The 15,609-nt window shown below is 69.1% G+C and carries 17 protein-coding genes and 2 other RNA genes; 10 read left to right on the forward strand and 9 right to left on the reverse strand.

The features are described 5' to 3' along the window. Positions 1-172: 172 nt before the first annotated feature. From ffs to QE360_RS11360, 5 genes are all read right to left on the reverse strand, one after another. Positions 173-270: signal recognition particle sRNA small type (ffs, locus tag QE360_RS11340), an RNA gene on the reverse strand. A gap of 70 nt (positions 271-340) precedes the next feature. Then, entirely contained in the window at positions 341-664 is a 324-nt protein-coding gene (locus QE360_RS11345) for a hypothetical protein (protein WP_307099996.1), read from the reverse strand. 97 nt (positions 665-761) lie between these two features. Then, the gene (locus QE360_RS11350) at positions 762-1,067 is read right to left on the reverse strand and encodes a 2Fe-2S iron-sulfur cluster-binding protein (RefSeq protein WP_309701629.1); all 306 of its coding nucleotides are present in this window, start codon (positions 1,065-1,067) and stop codon (positions 762-764) included. Further along, positions 1,064-2,149, reverse strand: a complete 1,086-nt coding sequence (locus QE360_RS11355) for a cysteine desulfurase family protein (protein ID WP_309701631.1) — start codon at positions 2,147-2,149, stop codon at positions 1,064-1,066. Before QE360_RS11355 ends, QE360_RS11350 begins: the two co-directional genes overlap by 4 nt. Next, on the reverse strand, positions 2,146-3,192 hold the full coding sequence (locus tag QE360_RS11360) for an aminotransferase class V-fold PLP-dependent enzyme (RefSeq protein WP_309704143.1): 1,047 nt from the start codon (positions 3,190-3,192) through the stop codon (positions 2,146-2,148). Before QE360_RS11360 ends, QE360_RS11355 begins: the two co-directional genes overlap by 4 nt. Positions 3,193-3,301: 109 nt before the next feature. Between QE360_RS11360 and QE360_RS11365 the strand changes: the two genes are divergently transcribed. Beyond that, entirely contained in the window at positions 3,302-3,958 is a 657-nt protein-coding gene (locus QE360_RS11365; protein WP_007404127.1) for an alpha/beta hydrolase, read from the forward strand. A gap of 64 nt (positions 3,959-4,022) precedes the next feature. Here the strand turns inward: QE360_RS11365 and QE360_RS11370 are convergent, their stop codons facing one another. From QE360_RS11370 to QE360_RS11385, 4 genes are all read right to left on the reverse strand, one after another. After that, positions 4,023-4,718 (reverse strand): aspartate/glutamate racemase family protein, encoded by a 696-nt coding sequence (locus QE360_RS11370; RefSeq protein WP_309701633.1) that lies wholly within the window; start codon positions 4,716-4,718, stop codon positions 4,023-4,025. Positions 4,719-4,775: 57 nt separating this feature from the next. Beyond that, positions 4,776-5,999, reverse strand: a complete 1,224-nt coding sequence (locus QE360_RS11375; protein WP_309701634.1) for an NAD(P)/FAD-dependent oxidoreductase — start codon at positions 5,997-5,999, stop codon at positions 4,776-4,778. 2 nt (positions 6,000-6,001) lie between these two features. Further along, the gene (gene rpoH / locus QE360_RS11380; RefSeq protein WP_007404166.1) at positions 6,002-6,907 is read right to left on the reverse strand and encodes an RNA polymerase sigma factor RpoH; all 906 of its coding nucleotides are present in this window, start codon (positions 6,905-6,907) and stop codon (positions 6,002-6,004) included. A gap of 68 nt (positions 6,908-6,975) precedes the next feature. Continuing rightward, positions 6,976-7,923 (reverse strand): RluA family pseudouridine synthase, encoded by a 948-nt coding sequence (locus QE360_RS11385; protein ID WP_309701636.1) that lies wholly within the window; start codon positions 7,921-7,923, stop codon positions 6,976-6,978. 17 nt (positions 7,924-7,940) lie between these two features. Between QE360_RS11385 and QE360_RS11390 the strand changes: the two genes are divergently transcribed. From QE360_RS11390 to rnpB, 9 genes are all read left to right on the forward strand, one after another. Next, the gene (locus QE360_RS11390; RefSeq protein ID WP_309701638.1) at positions 7,941-8,345 is read left to right on the forward strand and encodes a M67 family metallopeptidase; all 405 of its coding nucleotides are present in this window, start codon (positions 7,941-7,943) and stop codon (positions 8,343-8,345) included. A gap of 44 nt (positions 8,346-8,389) precedes the next feature. Beyond that, a complete protein-coding gene (locus QE360_RS11395) occupies positions 8,390-9,034 on the forward strand; it encodes a histidine phosphotransferase family protein (protein ID WP_309701640.1) in 645 nt (214 codons plus the stop codon). A gap of 59 nt (positions 9,035-9,093) precedes the next feature. Then, positions 9,094-11,418 carry a chemotaxis protein CheA gene (locus tag QE360_RS11400; RefSeq protein ID WP_309701642.1) on the forward strand — a complete coding sequence of 775 codons (2,325 nt, stop codon included), beginning with the start codon at positions 9,094-9,096 and terminating at the stop codon, positions 11,416-11,418. Beyond that, positions 11,418-11,846 (forward strand): chemotaxis protein CheW, encoded by a 429-nt coding sequence (locus tag QE360_RS11405; RefSeq protein WP_309696583.1) that lies wholly within the window; start codon positions 11,418-11,420, stop codon positions 11,844-11,846. The genes QE360_RS11400 and QE360_RS11405 overlap by 1 nt, the downstream gene beginning before the upstream one ends. An 83-nt stretch (positions 11,847-11,929) precedes the next feature. Further along, the gene (locus QE360_RS11410; RefSeq protein ID WP_307099978.1) at positions 11,930-12,295 is read left to right on the forward strand and encodes a response regulator; all 366 of its coding nucleotides are present in this window, start codon (positions 11,930-11,932) and stop codon (positions 12,293-12,295) included. Positions 12,296-12,327: 32 nt separating this feature from the next. Then, positions 12,328-13,431: a chemotaxis protein CheB gene (locus QE360_RS11415; protein ID WP_309701645.1), complete on the forward strand. Its 1,104-nt coding sequence runs from the start codon at positions 12,328-12,330 to the stop codon at positions 13,429-13,431. An 8-nt stretch (positions 13,432-13,439) separates the two neighbouring features. Continuing rightward, on the forward strand, positions 13,440-14,321 hold the full coding sequence (locus QE360_RS11420; protein WP_309701647.1) for a protein-glutamate O-methyltransferase CheR: 882 nt from the start codon (positions 13,440-13,442) through the stop codon (positions 14,319-14,321). Between the two features lie 67 nt (positions 14,322-14,388). After that, a complete protein-coding gene (locus QE360_RS11425; RefSeq protein WP_309701649.1) occupies positions 14,389-15,078 on the forward strand; it encodes an N-acetylmuramoyl-L-alanine amidase in 690 nt (229 codons plus the stop codon). 148 nt (positions 15,079-15,226) lie between these two features. Then, an RNA gene (rnpB, locus tag QE360_RS11430) (RNase P RNA component class A) lies at positions 15,227-15,608 on the forward strand. Position 15,609 lies beyond the last annotated feature (1 nt).

Here is a 15,609-nt window from a genome sequence, read left to right on the forward strand (position 1 = left end):
CGACCAACATAGGCGCTCGGGCGCGCCGCGTCAGGTCAAATCGTGTGTTAAGACACATACGCAACCGTCGCCCCAGCGCAGGCTGGGGCCTCTGGCGAGTGCATCGCGCCAACGCGAAAAGGCCCCAGCCTGCGCTGGGGCGACGCTGTGTCGCGCGTTTCCGAAATGCTGGAAAGGTGGGAGCCGGGACGACCCGCAGCGAAATCGTTGCGGCTGCTTCCGTCAGGACCTGACCGGGTTGGCGATGACTACGTCCGCCCGACTCCCGCCGCGCATATGGCGAAACGAAGCCGGGGGATCAAGCCCTTATCCCACCGGCCCCGTTCGTCATGTCAGAGGGTCAGCGGCGAAAGCACTGACGCTGCGGCCCATCCCAGGTGCGGACCCAGCGGCACACGACGCGCGGGCGTCCGTAACCGCGCCAGCCCGGACCCCGATCCCAGCTGTTGCCGCGATGCCAGCCGGGTCCACGGTCCCAGCCCGGACCCCGGTTCCAGCCGGGGCCGCGATCATGCCAGCCCGGCCCACGGTCCCAGCCCGGTCCACGCCCCGGTCCCGGACCCCAGCGGTCGTGCGGCCCATGCGGTGCGGCGGCGGCAGGCGCGGCGGCGGCGATACCCGAAACGGCGATCAGGCCGGCGCCCAAGACAGCAAGAAGTTTCATAACGCTTTACTCCCGGTAGGCCCGCCCTTCGGCGAGCATGGGAGGATATTGCCGAATCGGCGATGATTGCGTGCTGAACCAGTTGGTTATCGCGCGTTCAGGGAAGCCGCGCGGTCAGTCCGTCGAGTTCTGGGGTCAGCAGGATCTGACAGGCCAGGCGGCTGGACCGGGTCGCATCGGGCACCAGGTCGAGCATATCCTCTTCCTCCGCCAAGGGGGGCGCGATCCGGTCGAGATAGGCCGTATCGATCAGGACATGGCAGGTCGCGCACGCCATCTGTCCGCCGCAGGTGCCCTCCATCGGCTGGCCCGCGCGTTGCCCGGCCCGCAGCAGCGTCTCGCCGGGCATGGCCTGGATCGAAACCGCATCCCCCCGGCGGTCGATAAAGGTCAGGCCGATCATGGCCGCTGCGCCCTGGAGGCGGCGTCGAGCCGGGCGATGGCGGCCGTCAGGTCCGCCTCGGTGGTATAGCGTCCGAAACCCAGCCGGATCGAGGATCTGGCCTGCGCATCGCCCAGGCCCAGCGCGCGGAGCACATGGCTGGTCCGCCCCGATCCGCTGGCGCAGGCGCTTCCCGCCGAAAAGGCGATGTCGCGGCAGTCGGACATCAATCGCGCGACATCCAGCCCTTCGCGCCGGACGTTCAGATTGCCGCGATAGCGCCGCTCGGTCGACCCGTTGATCGTCCAGTCCGGCCCCAACTGCGCGATCGCCACCGCCCAGAGCCGCTCGACATGCGCCATGTCCTCTTCGGCACGCGCCGCCATCAGCTTCGCCGCCACGCCGAACCCGGCGCACAAAGCGGGGCTGAGCGTGCCCGAGCGGCCGCCCTCCTGATCGCCGCCATGGAGCAGTGGGGGCAGGGTGATGCCGTCCCTGATCCACAGCGCGCCGATACCCTTGGGCCCATGGATCTTGTGCGCCGACAGCGCGACCAGATCGACGCCGTCGGGAATGGCGATCCGGCCATAGCCCTGCACCGCATCGCACAGCATCCAGGCACCGACGCGACGCGCCTCCTCGGCCAGCGCGGCGATGGGCTGGACGGTGCCGATCTCGTTGTTGACCAGCATCGCGGCGACCAGTCCGGTGCCCGGCGCGACGCCCGATGCGACGCCCGATGCGACGGACGCGGGCGTGACCAGCCCCTCGTCATCGACCGGCAGGATGGTCAGGTCGCGCCCCGTCGCGTGGGCGGTGTCGAGCACGGCGGCATGTTCGATCGCCGTCGTGACGATGCCGCCGCTCGCGCCCTTGATCGCCCAGTTCAGCGCCTCGGTCGCGCCGCTGGTGAACACCACCCGCCCGCCCGGGGGCAGCAGCGCCGCCACCTGATCGCGTGCGACCTCGACGGCGGCGCGCGCCTGTCGCCCGGCGCGGTGGGGGGAATGGGGATTGGCATGGCCCTGCTCCAGCCAGGGGAGCATCGCCTTCAGCGCCTCGGGCGCGAGCGGGGTCGTCGCCTGATAGTCGAGATAGATCATGCGACGCGCGTCCCCCGCGCGATGGCGCGCCAGGCGGTGACGAAGCGGTCGACATGCTCGCGCGTCGTGGAGCGGCCGAAGCTGACCCGCACCACCTCGCGCCCCGCCTCCTCGCTCCAGCCGAGCGCGGACAGGACGTGGCTGGGCTTCAGGCTGCCGCTGGCGCAGGCGCTCCCCGCCGAAACCGAAATATGCGCGAGGTCGAACTGGATCAGCTGCGCGGCCGACGGCTTGCCCGGCATGTGATAGCTGGCGATGGCCGGGTGGCGGTGGCTGGCATCGGCGACCACGATCCCGCCCGAGCGCCGGATCGCATCGTCGCAATAGGCGCGAAGTGCGGTATGATCGGGCTCCGGCTCCGCGAGCGCCGCCGCATAGCCCAGCACGCCGGGCATATTCTCGGTGCCGGGGCGATAGCCGCGCTCCTGCCCGCCGGTCGGGGCCAGCACCGCCAGGTTGCGAACCAGCAGCGCGCCGATGCCGGGCGGCCCGCCGCGCTTGTGCGCCGACAGCGCGACGAGGTCGGCATGGTCGATCACCGCGCGGTCCGCGCCCGCCGGCATCTGCGCGGCGTCGACCAGCAGGATGTGCCCGGCGGCGTGGATCGCCTCGGCCAGTTCGGCGATCGGCTGTCTCACGCCGGTCTCGCTATTGGCCCATTGCACCGTCACGACCGCGCGCGGACCGCTGAGGTCAGGCAGGCGCAGCACGCCGTCCGGCCCGACCGGCATCACCACGGCATCCGGGGCGGCGCGCAGCACCGCGTCATGGTCGATCGCGCCGACGAAGCGCCGCTCCGCCATCGACCGGGTCAGCGCGATCGACAGCGACTCGCTGGCCCCGCTGGTGAACAGGATCTCATGCGACCAGCCCAGCGCCCGCGCGATGGCCGAGCGGGCATCCTCCAGCAGCCTTTTTGCCGCGCGCCCCTCCGCATGGGGGGAGGAGGGGTTGGCCCAGGCCGCGCATCCCTGTGCCAGCGCCGCCCGCGCGGCATCGGTCATCGGGGTGGTGGCGGCATGATCGAGGTAAAGACGGGACAGGGTTCGTTCCCTAGCTGGAATGATCGAACAATTGCGAAAAGGGCCTTTCCGCCTATATAGCGCAACGTTCCCGGCGCTCCACCAGCGCGATCCAGATCGGCGAGTTTTGATGCCCGAAGTCATTTTCCCCGGCCCAGAAGGCCGCCTCGAAGGCCGTTTCGCTCCCGCTCCGCGTCCGCGCGCGCCCGTCGCCATGATCCTGCACCCGCATCCCAATGCGGGCGGCACGATGAACAACCGGATCGTGCAGGAACTGTACAAGACCTTCCAGCGGCGCGGCTTCGCAACCCTGCGCTTCAACTTCCGCGGCGTGGGCAAGAGTCAGGGCACGTTCGACAACGGCATCGGCGAGCTGTCCGACGCGGCCTCGGCGCTCGACTGGGTGCAGAGCTTCCACCCCGAAGCCTCGACCACCTGGATTGCGGGTGTCAGCTTCGGCGCGTGGATTGGGATGCAGCTGCTGATGCGCCGCCCGGAGATTCGCGGCTTCATCTCGGTCGCGCCGCCCGCCAACATGTACGACTTCACCTTCCTGGCGCCGTGCCCCTCCTCGGGCATCATCATCCAGGGCGAGGCCGACGAGGTCGCGACCCCGGCGGCGACCCAGAAGCTGGTCGACAAGCTGCGCACGCAGAAGCACATCACCATCCATCACGACACCATCCCCAAGGCGAACCATTTCTTCGAGCATGAAATGCCCGAGCTGATGGGGTCGGTGGATCGCTATCTCGACATGCGGCTGGATCCGAACTCGCCGATCCGGTGATTGCGTCGGATCGCTGACCGAAAAGGGCCTCGGCGAAAGCCGGGGCCTTTTTCATGGCCGGGGCTCAGTCGGCCAGCGTCCGTTCGACGGCGGCTTGTGCATGCAGCGCGGTCGTGTCGAACACCGGCACGGGGCTGTCCTGCGCGCCTATCAGGAGCATGATCTCGGTACAGCCCAGGATGACGGCCTCGGCTCCGGCCTCGACCAGACGGCGGATGACCGCGCGATAGCGGTCGCGGGACGTATCGAGGATGCGACCCGCGACCAGCTCCTCATAGATGATGCGGTGAACCTCGGCGCGGTCGGCGGCCTCGGGAATGACGACGTCGAGCCCGTGACGCTCCGCCAGCCGCCCCTTGTAGAAATCCTGCTCCATCGTGAAGGCGGTGCCGAGCAACCCGACGGTCCGCAGCCCTGCGGCCTTGATCCGCTCCGCCGTGGGGTCGGCGATATGCACGAGCGGGATCGTCACCGCCGCCTCGATGGCCGGTGCCGTGCGGTGCATGGTGTTGGTGCAGATCAGCAGCAGTTCGGCGCCGCCTGCCTCCAGCGTCCGCGCGGCCTCGGTCATCCGGGCGGTAAGGCCGTCCCAATCGCCCTTGTGCTGAAGCGCCTCGATCTCGGCGAAATTGAACGACCAGAGCAGGCAGGAGGCCGAGGCGGTCGGGCCGAGCCGATCGCGAACCCCTTGATTGATGATGCGATAATATTCGGCCGAGCTTTCCCAGCTCATGCCGCCGATCAACCCTATCGTCCGCATCCTGCCCCCGTCTCGCCAATGCCCGGTTGGTATGATGGGGGAAGCGGACGAAAATGCCTAGGGCCCGACCGAAAGGACGCCCTGTGCGGCTGCCACGCCCGTTTCATAGGCCCCATGCGCGGTCGAGAAATCCTCACGCGAACAGGCTTCGCCCGCGAAAAAGAGGCGACCATCGACCGGCTCGGCCAGTCTGCCCCGCGCATCGGCATGACCGACCCTGGCATGGCTGTAGCTGCCGCCGATCAGCGGCACGCGTCGCCAGCGTGTCGCGTCCAACGGCGTGAAGCGCCGCCGCCAGTCGCTGCCCAACAGGGCCACCAGTTCGTCGATCGCGAAGGCCGCCGCCGCGCCGTCGTCCTCCAGCGCCTCGGCGCAGGGGCCACCGAAGAAGCTCTCGACGATCGGCCAGCCAAAGGGGGATAGCCGGTGGCTGGCGGTGCAGGCGCTATACGGATTGCCGGTCAGATGCGCATGGGCGGGCCAGGGCAGGGGGCCTTCGACCGACAGGAAGACCTTGTCGGCGATCCCGAGCGGCAGCGCGGCGGCGGCCTCCTGCTTGGCGGGGAGGGGCGGGTCGAAGGTCAACTTGCCTTCCGCCAGCACCGTGGTGGGGACGGCGACGATAACATGATCCGCCTCGATCGTACCGGCGGAGGTCTCGATGCGGATGGTCTTGCCGCGATGGTCGATGCGCGTGGCCGTCACGCCGGTCCGCACCGGCACATTCCCCGCATGGTGCACGACGACCGTGCCATAGCCCTCGACCACCGCCCAATTGTCGTCGGTCGCGGCATTCTCATAGGCCGCCCAGTCGTGCAGCGACACCTCGGCCAGCGTGGCGCCATTGGCATAGCCCGAGATCGCGTCGATCATCGGTCGCCAGGGATCGTCATCGCTCACGAAGTCGGACAGCGGACGATCCGGCCCGTCGAGCGCGGCCATCGCCGCATCCTCGAACCGGACATAGGCCTCGTTCGAGGCGCGCTTCTGGTCAGCGGGAAAGCCCAGCTCGTTCCACTGGACCTGCCAGTTGGGCGAGCGGCGATCGATGGTGAAGCCCGCCTGCTCGGCGATGGCGGTCCAGGGATTGCGCCTGGCGGAATGGAGCCAGCCACAGCCATGATCGACCACATGGCCGGTCGGCAGTCGCACGCTCTGCGCCCGCCCGCCCAGCCGGTCCGCCGCCTCGATCAGCAGAACCTCGCGCCCCGCATCGTGCAGCGTCCTGGCCGCCGCGATCCCGGCCGCGCCGCCGCCGATGACGACGGTGCGGCCGGTCATGGTCAGGCCGCCGCCAGCAGCCGCTTCTCACCGGCGATGCGCATCATCGCCTTTTGCAGCTTCTCGAAGGCGCGCACCTCGATCTGGCGGACGCGCTCGCGACTGACGCCGTAAACCTGGCTCAGTTCCTCGAGCGTCTTGGGATCGTCGGTCAGGCGACGCTCGGTCAGGATGTGCTTCTCGCGGTCGTTCAGGTCGTCCATCGCGCTGACCAGCATGTCGTGGCGGACATCCGCCTCCTGCTGCTCGGCGACGACCGAGTCCTGGAGCGGCGCGTCGTCGGCCAGCCAGTCCTGCCACTGGCCCTCGCCATCCTCGCGCATCGAGACGTTGAGCGAGGTGTCGCCCCCCATCGCCATGCGGCGGTTCATGCTGATGACCTCGTCCTCGTTGACGCCCAGATCGGTGGCGATCTTGGTCACGTCTTCGGGCCGCAGGTCGCCATCCTCGAACGCGTCGAGCTTCGACTTCATCCGGCGCAGGTTGAAGAACAGCTTCTTCTGTGCCGCGGTGGTGCCCATCTTCACGAGGCTCCACGAACGCAGGATATATTCCTGGATCGAGGCGCGGATCCACCACATCGCATAGGTGGCGAGGCGGAAGCCGCGATCGGGCTCGAATTTCTTCACGCCCTGCATCAGACCGATATTGCCCTCCGAGATCAGCTCGGAGGTCGGCAGGCCATAGCCGCGATAGCCCATTGCGATCTTGGCCACGAGACGCAGGTGCGAGGTGACGAGCTGCGCCGCCGCCTCGGGGTCGCCATGCTCCTGAAAGCGCTTGGCGAGCATATATTCCTGCTCCGGGGCAAGGATCGGGAATTTCTTGATCTCGGCCAGATAGCGGTTGAGCGACTGCTCCCCGCCGAGCGCAGGAATCGTCGCCGGGACGTTGCTGCCTTTTGCCATGATCCTTATCTCCCTTTCTGGAGCGTCATTCCGTTTCGCCCCGTCGTCGGGCGCGAGGCGGTCTTCTGCTATACGTGAAGCCGACTGAACAGTTCCTGCATGTCCGGCGGCATCGGGCTCTCAAACGCCAAAGCGTGGCCGCTTATGGGATGAATGAAACCCAGATGCGCCGCGTGCAGGGCTTGGCGCCGGAAATCGAGTTCATCGAGCAGGGCTTTTTGAGCACCCTTTGTTCTACCATAAACCGGGTCGCCCAGCAAGGCGTGGCCGAGCGACTGCATATGCACGCGGACCTGATGCGTCCGCCCCGTCTCCAGGCGGCATTCGACCAGCGCGGCGTTGTTGAGCTTTTCGATGGTGCGGTAATGAGTCACGGCGCGCTTGCCGCCCGGCACGATCGCCACCTTCTTGCGGTTCTGCGGGCTGCGCGCGAGGGGCGCGTCCACGCTGCCGTCGGCGGGTCGCGGAATGCCCCCGGTGATCGCGCGGTAGCGGCGGTCGATCGAATGCGCCGCGAACTGCTTGGCCAGCCCCTCATGCGTGCGGTCGGTCTTGGCGGCAACCATCAGGCCCGACGTGTCCTTGTCGATCCGGTGGACGATGCCGGGCCGCGCCACGCCCCCAATCCCCGACAGCGACCCGCCGCAATGATGGAGCAGCGCGTTGACCAGTGTCCCGTCCAGATTGCCCGCCGCCGGATGCACGACCAGCCCGGCGGGCTTGTCGATGACGATCAGATGCTCGTCCTCGTATGCGATGACGAGTGGGATATCCTGCGCCTCGTTATGCGCCGGGGTGGGGGCGGGGACCGCGACCCGGAACTGATCGCCCGCCGCCGCCCGCTTGGCGGGGTCGCGTGCCATCACGCCGTCGCGTGTCACCGCGCCGCTGGCGATCAGCACCTTCAGCCGTTCGCGCGACAAAGTCGGCACCGCATCGGCCAGCGCACGGTCCAACCGCCAGCCATCCGCTGTGGGCGCGATCCGCGCATCGATGATGGAAACCCCCCGGTCCATGGCTTAGTAAATTGGGCATGACCGTAACGATTTCAAGCGATACGCTGGACTTCCTGTTGAAAACCGCCGCCGCTTCGCCCGATCGGGAGGTTTGCGGGCTGCTGCTGGGACAGGGGGATCGCATCGACGGGGTCGTGCCTTGCGCCAATGTCGCGGCCGAGCCCTGGCACCGGTTCGAGATCGATCCGGCCGCGCTGATCGCGGCGCACCGCGCGGCGCGGGGCGGCGGGGCGGCGGTGATCGGCCATTATCACTCGCACCCGACCGGGCTGGCCGAACCGTCGCCGCGCGACGCCGCCGATGCCGCGCCCGACGGCAGCATCTGGCTGATCGCGGGAGGCGGACAGGTCACCGCCTGGCGCGCGGTCGCGGCGGGTGAACGCCATGGCCGCTTCGATCCGCTTGCACTTGCTTGCGCATAGCGAATGCCCACGTCACAAAGGGCCAGTTTGTCGAGGGATTTTTCATGACCGTCAGCCCGGTGGATTTCGCGAGCCTGTTGTGTTCGCGACTGTGCCACGATCTCCTGTCCCCGGTGGGGGCGCTCAATAACGGGCTGGAGCTGCTGGCCGACGAGACCGACCCCGCCATGCGCGAACGCTGCATGGAATTGCTGGCCGACAGCGCGCGCGCCTCGGCCAACAAGCTGAAATTCTTCCGCCTGGCCTTCGGCGCGGGCGGCGGCTTTGCCGAGCGGGTCGACATGGGCGAGGCGAAGGCGGCGATCGAAGGGCTGCTGGTCGACAATCGCCGCACGACGCTCGGCTGGCTGGTGGAACAGCCCAGCCTGCCCAAGCCTGCGGTGCGCATCCTGATGAACCTGACGCTGATCGCGGCCGAGGCGCTGGCGCGCGGCGGCACGATCGACATCGGGGCCGAGGCGGGGCGCGAGGCGATCGAGATCGCGATCCGGATCGAGGGGCCGCGCATCCTGCTCGACCCCGAAATCGGCCGCACGCTGATGGAGGGGCAGGGGACCGAGCCGCTGGGCTCGCGCACCGCGCCCGCGTTCCTGGTCCATACGCTGACCCACGAACATGGTGGCATGACGCTGGTCCATGAGCCCGCGCCCAGCACGATGATCCTGGGGGCGGCCATCCGCGCGGGGTAAACGCCCTTTTAATCTTGTGGCGGCAAGAGGGAGCGGAAAGGACGCGCCCTCGGGGATTTATGGACGATCTGCTGCAGGAATTCATCGCCGAGACGCGCGAGACGCTGGAGGCGCTGTCCGGCGAGATCGTGGCCTGGGAAGCGGCGCCCGCCGACCGGGCGCGGCTCGATGCGATCTTCCGCTTCGTCCATACCGTCAAGGGAAGCTGCGGCTTTCTGGACCTGCCGCGCCTCGCACGGCTGAGCCATGCCGCCGAGGACGTGCTGGCGGCGGCGCGCGACGGCAGCCGGACGCCCGATACCGCGCTGGTCGATGCGGTGCTGGGGATCGTCGACCGGATCGGCGCGGTGGTCGAGGCGATCGCGACGGGGACCGGGCTGGACGATTCGGACGACGACACGCTGATCGCCGCGCTGACCCGGACGGAAACCGCGTCCGTCGCCCCCGTCGCCAAGGTGGCGGTGCCGAGCCGCGCCGCACCGCGCAGCATCCGCCTGAACGTCGACCTGCTCGACCGGATGATGAGCGGCATGTCCGACATGGTGCTGGCGCGCAACGAACTCGCGCGGCGGCTTCGCGACTCCGTGCTCGACCCGCGGGTCGAGGCGGCGCTCGACCGGCTGTCGCTGACCGTCGCCGACATGCGCGACACGGTGACGCGGACGCGGATGCAGAAGGTCGACGGGCTGTTCTCCGCCCTGCCCCGCATGGTCCGCGACACCGCCGCCGAACTGGGCAAGGCGGTGTCGCTACGCATCGAGGGGTCGGATGTCGACCTCGACCGCGAGATGATCGAGATGATGCGCGACCCGCTGGTCCACATCATCCGCAACGCGATCGACCATGGCATCGAAACCCCGGCCGAGCGTCGCCGGCTGGGCAAGCCGGAGACCGGGCAGATTTGCGTCGCCGCGCGCCAGTCGGGCAACCAGATCCTGATCGAGATCGAGGATGACGGCGCCGGGATCGACGTCGCCCGTATCGCCGCCAAGGCGGTGGCGAGCGGCGTCCGAAGCGCGGGCGAGGTGGCCGCGATGACCGCCGCCGACAAGCAGAAGCTGGTCTTCGAGCCGGGCCTGTCCAGCCGCGACACGGTGTCGACCATGTCGGGGCGCGGGGTCGGCATGGACGTGGTCCGCGCCAATATCGAACATGTCGGCGGCCGCGTCGCGCTGGACAACCGGCCGGGCCGGGGGCTGGCGATCACCATCCAGGTGCCGCTGACCCTGTCGATCATGTCGACCATCGTCGTCGCAGTCGGCGACCAGCGTTTCGCCATCGCGCGCCAGTCGATCGAGGAGATCGTCAAGATTCGCGGCGATCAGGTCCGCATCGATCCGGTCGGCGCGGTCGAGGTCGCGACGGTGCGCGGACGGCGCCTGCCGATGCTGCCGCTGGGCCGTTTCCTGGGCGTCGGCCCCGCCGAGCCCATGACGCTGGTCATCATATCGACCCGCGACGGCGACTATGCGCTGGGGGTGGACGATGTGCTGGATACCGAGGAGGTGGTGGTCAAGCCCGCCGCCCCGGCGGTGATGGGCAGCGGCCTTTACGCCGGACAGACGCTGCCCGACAGCGGCCTGCCGATGCTGCTGCTCGACGGCGGCGGGCTGGCGCAGGCGGCCGGGCTCCGTTTCCACCGCGAGGTCATCGCGGCGAGCGAGGACGATGCCGACGCAGCGGCGATCCCGGCGCTGTTGTTCGACGATCTGGATGGCTGCCGCCGCGCGATGCCGCTGGGCGCGATCGATCGGGTCGAAAAGGCCGAGGCGGCGGCGGTCCACCATTCGGGCGGTCGCTTCCGGCTGGTGGTGGGCGAGACGACGATGCCGCTGCACCATGTCGATGCCCGGGCGCTCGACCGCGCGACCGTCGGGGGCGAGATCGAGGTGCTGCGCCTGACCGATGGCGAGGCCGAATGCGCCTATGCGATCGCCGCCGCGCTGGAGATCATCCAGCTGCCCGCCGATATCGCCCCGTCGCCCGGGGACGGCACGGTGCTGGGCGTCGCGGTGTGGCAGGGCGAGCCGATCGAGATCCTCGACCCGCTGGCGCTGTTCGGCGGCACGGCGAGCGGGATGGGCGACCATGGCCCGCTGCTTTGCCTGCTCGACGGCGCGGGGGCGGCCTGGATGGACCGTTTCCTGCGCCCGGTGCTGGAGGCCAATGGCTATCGCTGCGCGGTGCAGGCGGCGGACGACGAGGTTCCCGCGGTCCGCCTGATGATGGAGGACGAGCCCTTGCCCGAGGATGCCTCGGGCGCGCCGGTGGTGCGACTGCGCCGCGAGCGCGATGCGGCGTCCGATGCCCACAGCGTCTATCGCTATGACCGCCCCGCGCTGATCGCGGCGCTGGCCAGCCATGCGCGCCGGGGAGGCCGCTGATGCCGCTGTTCCTGATCGCCCGCATCGCCGACCAAGGCGTGGTGTTCGACGCCGACCAGGTCGATTCGGTGGTCGATATCGGCGAGGTCGTGGCGGTGCCGCGTGCCGAGCCGTCGGTGCGCGGGCTGACCGCGCTGCGCAGCCGCGTCATCACCGTGGTCGACACCCGACTGGCGCTGGGGCTGGAGCCGACCGCCGACCATATCCGCCGCGCCGTCATCACCCGGCAGGACGGCCACTATTACGCCATGCTGGTCGATGCGCTGGACGATATCGAGACGTTCGAGACCCGCCCGATGCCGCATGCGCCGCCGCGCGAGGGGCGCTGGTCGCGCGCGGCGGGCGGCATGGTGGTGCGCGATGGCGAGCCGCTGCTGGTGCTCGACCTGGCCCGGCTGGTCCCGCCGCCCGCGGCGGCGGCCGCCTGAGCCATTAACCCGGCTCTTACTTTCGCAGGGTTAGATGGCCTTCGGGATCCCGCTGGGGTCTTTGCTGTAACAAGGCGTGCCCCATGAAAACCTGTCTCGTCGTCGATGACTCCAAGGTGATCCGCAAGGTCGCCCGACATATATTGGAGACGCTGGACCTTCAGGTGCGCGAGGCGGGCGACGGGCGCGAGGCGCTGGACGCCTGTCTGGAATCGGTGCCCGATGTGGTCCTGCTCGACTGGAACATGCCGGTGATGAGCGGGATGGATTTCCTGCGCGCGCTGCGCGAGGCCAATCTGGACCGGCGGCCGCGCATCGTGTTCTGCACCACCGAAAACGGCATGGCGCATATCCGCGCGGCGATCGATGCCGGGGCGGACGAATATATCATGAAGCCGTTCGACCGCGACACGCTGGAGAGCAAGCTCCAGCTGGTCGGCGTCATCTGAGCCCCGCCGACCGGCCGCCCATGCGCAGCGCCATGGCGTCTTTCCTCCAACCCGATATCGCGCCGCGACCGGCCAGCCGCATCCTGATCGTCGACGATTCGGCGGTCGCGCGCGCGCTGATCGCCGGGCAGATCGCCGGGCATGACCGCTTCGTGCTCGCGGGGCAGTCGACACATGTCGAAGGCGCGCTCGGCTTTCTGGCCCAGAACCGTGTCGACATCATCCTGCTGGATGTCGAGATGCCCGGACAGGACGGCATCTCCGCCCTGCCGCGCATGCTGGCGGCGGGGCGCGGCGCGCGGATCATTATCGTCTCGGCCTCCACGCCCAAGGGCGGCGCGGCGACGGTGCAGGCGCTGGCGCACGGCGCGGCCGACACGCTGGTCAAGCCACTGCCCCAGAGGCTGGCCGAGTTCGGCGAGATCCTGCGGCACAAGCTCGATGCGCTGGCCGGGACCGGGGGCGGAGCCGGGGTGGGGGAGGGCGACGCATCGTCGCCGCCCGCCGCCGCCGCGCCGATCGCCCCGGCATCGGCACGGGGTGCGGCGCTGCCCGAGATGATCGGGATCGGGGCGTCGACCGGGGGCATTCACGCGCTGGCCAAGCTCTTAGAACGGGTGCCCGCCAGCATGTCGGTGCCGATCGTCGTCACCCAGCACCTGCCCGCGTCCTTCATGTCCTATTTCGCCGCGCAGCTGGCGGCGGTGGCGCGGCGGCCCTGCGACATTGCCGAGGATCGGATGCGGTTGCGGCCGGGCCGGATCCTGATCGCGCCGGGCGATGCGCATGTCACCTTTGTCGGGCTGCCCGACGGCGGCGCGTCGATCCGGCTCAAGCATGACCGGGCGAGCAGCGGCTGCCTGCCCTCGGTCGACCCGATGTTCGCCTCGATGGCGGAGCTGTGGGGCAACCGGGCCTGGGGCATCGTGCTGACGGGCATGGGGCGTGACGGGATGGAGGGCGCGCGGATGTTGAAGGCGGCGGGGGGAAGGATCATCGCACAGGATCAGGCCAGTTCGGTCGTCTGGGGCATGCCCGGCGCGGTCGTCCGCCGCCACCTGGCCGATCAGGTCCTGCCGCCCGAGGCGATCGGCGCGATGCTGGCCGCGGGCGCGGCCAAGGCCGCGCAGCCATGATGGCGTCCGTGCCCCATAGCCCCCGCGCGATGCCGATCCGCTCCAACCCCGCTGCCGAGCCCGCCTCCCGCCAGGCGCTGACCGTCCTGGCCGCGCTGCTCGAGGCGCGCACCGGGCAGCAGATCGTCAGCCACCGTTCGACCCGCGTGGACACCGTGTTGCTGCCGCTGATGCGCGAACGGCGGCTGGAGACGCTGGACCAGCTGGTCCTTGCGCTGCTCGACGGGCGCGACCCGCATCTGGCGGGCCGGGTGGTCGATGCGCTGATCAATTGCGAGACGTCCTTCTTCCGCGACCAGCATGTCTTCGACCAGATCGTCGAGATCGTCGCCGAGGTGGAGCGCAGCGGCCGCCGCGCGCGGATCTGGAGCGCGGGATGTTCAACCGGGCAGGAGCCCCTGTCGCTGGCGATGATCTTTGCCGAGCGTCAGCAGGTGAGCGGGACGGCGATGCCCGAGATCGTCGCCACCGATGTCTGCGAGGCGGCGCTCGCCCGGGCGCGCAGCGGCTGCTACACCCAGTTCGAGGTGCAGCGCGGGCTGCCGATCCGGCATCTCGTCCGCTGGTTCGAAGGGCGCCCCAACAATGAGTTCGCCGCGCGGCCCGACCTGCTGCGCCACATCGCCTTTCGCCACATGAACCTGGTGCTCGACCCGCCGCCGGGCGGCGCCTTCGATCTGGTGTTGTGCCGCAACGTCATGCTGTATTTCTCGCCCGACCCCAAGCGGCGGGCCTTCCAGACGCTGGCCGCCGCGATGCGGCCCTCGGGCGGACTGATCCTGGGCGCGGGCGAGACGGTGATCGGCCAGACCGACCTGTTCCAGCTCAATCCGGCCGGGCGCGGCGTTTACGAGAAATGCGATCCCGACGATCCCATAAGGAGCCTATGAAGTCATATCCTTGATGCTCCGATGCCGCTAACAGGGGCGGCCCAGCGGGGTTGTTCCAGGAGGTTGCATGACGATCGTCGATACGCCGTCACCCAATTTCGACGTGCGTCAACTGCCCGTAACGATGATCGTGTTGCACTATACCGGGATGCAGGACGCGGAATCGGCGATCGCCCGGCTGCGCGATCCGGAGGCCAAGGTGTCGTGCCATTATCTGGTGGCCGAGGACGGCACGGTGATGCGCATGGTCGACGAGGACAAGCGCGCCTGGCATGCAGGGCGTTCGCACTGGCGCGCGATCGAGGACGTCAATTCGGCGAGCATCGGGATCGAGATCGTCAATCCCGGCCATGACTGGGGCTATCGGCCCTTTCCCGACGAACAGATCGCGGCGGTGATGGAACTGGTCGCCGACATCCAGCGCCGCCACGGCATCACGCGCGGCAACATCGTCGGTCATTCGGATATCGCGCCCGCCCGCAAGCGCGATCCCGGCGAGCTGTTCCCCTGGGGCGCGCTGGCCCGGCGGCGGCTGGCGCTGCCGCGCCCGACCAAGAACCTGATGGACCCGATGTGGACCGAGGCGGGCTTCTGCCTGGCGCTGGAGCGGTTCGGCTATGACGTGACCGACCGGATGGCGGCGATCATGGCCTTCCAGCGGCGCTTCCGCCCCGAGTTGATCGACGGCGAGATCGATGCGGAGTGCCGGATGATCCTGCTCGCGCTGCTACTCCCCAGGCCGCAGGGGGATGATTGAGTCCCTTGGGCTTCGACTTCGCTCAGCCTGAACGGAGTTAGGCATCAATCCAAAGGGACGTTCAGCCTGAGCGAAGTCGAAGGCCACGCCCCGCCGCCACCCACAAACCCCTTGCCCTCCCGCCCATTCCCGCTACACGCACCCCCAGTCAGAGGGCCGGGCGGCCGCGGCCTCGGGAAACCGGGGGCGAGGAAAGTCCGGGCTCCACGGAACGACGGTGCCGGGTAACGCCCGGCGGGGGTGACCCCAGGGACAGTGCCACAGAGAGCAGACGGCCACGGCTTCGGCCAGGTCAGGGTGAAAGGGTGCGGTAAAAGCGCACCGCGGGTCCGGTAACGGAAACGGCATGGCAAACCCCACCGGGAGCAAGACCGAATAGGGACGGCATGGCGCCTTCGGGTGTCGGGGTGTGTTCCCACCCGCCGTCCGGGTTGGTTGCTTGAGGCGATGTGCAAGCATCGTCCTAGAAGAATGGTCGCCCATCCGGCTTTGCCGGTGGACAGAACCCGGCTTACAGGCCCTCTGGCTGAT

Source organism: Sphingomonas sp. SORGH_AS_0789, from assembly GCF_031453055.1.
Lineage (GTDB): Bacteria > Pseudomonadota > Alphaproteobacteria > Sphingomonadales > Sphingomonadaceae > Sphingomonas.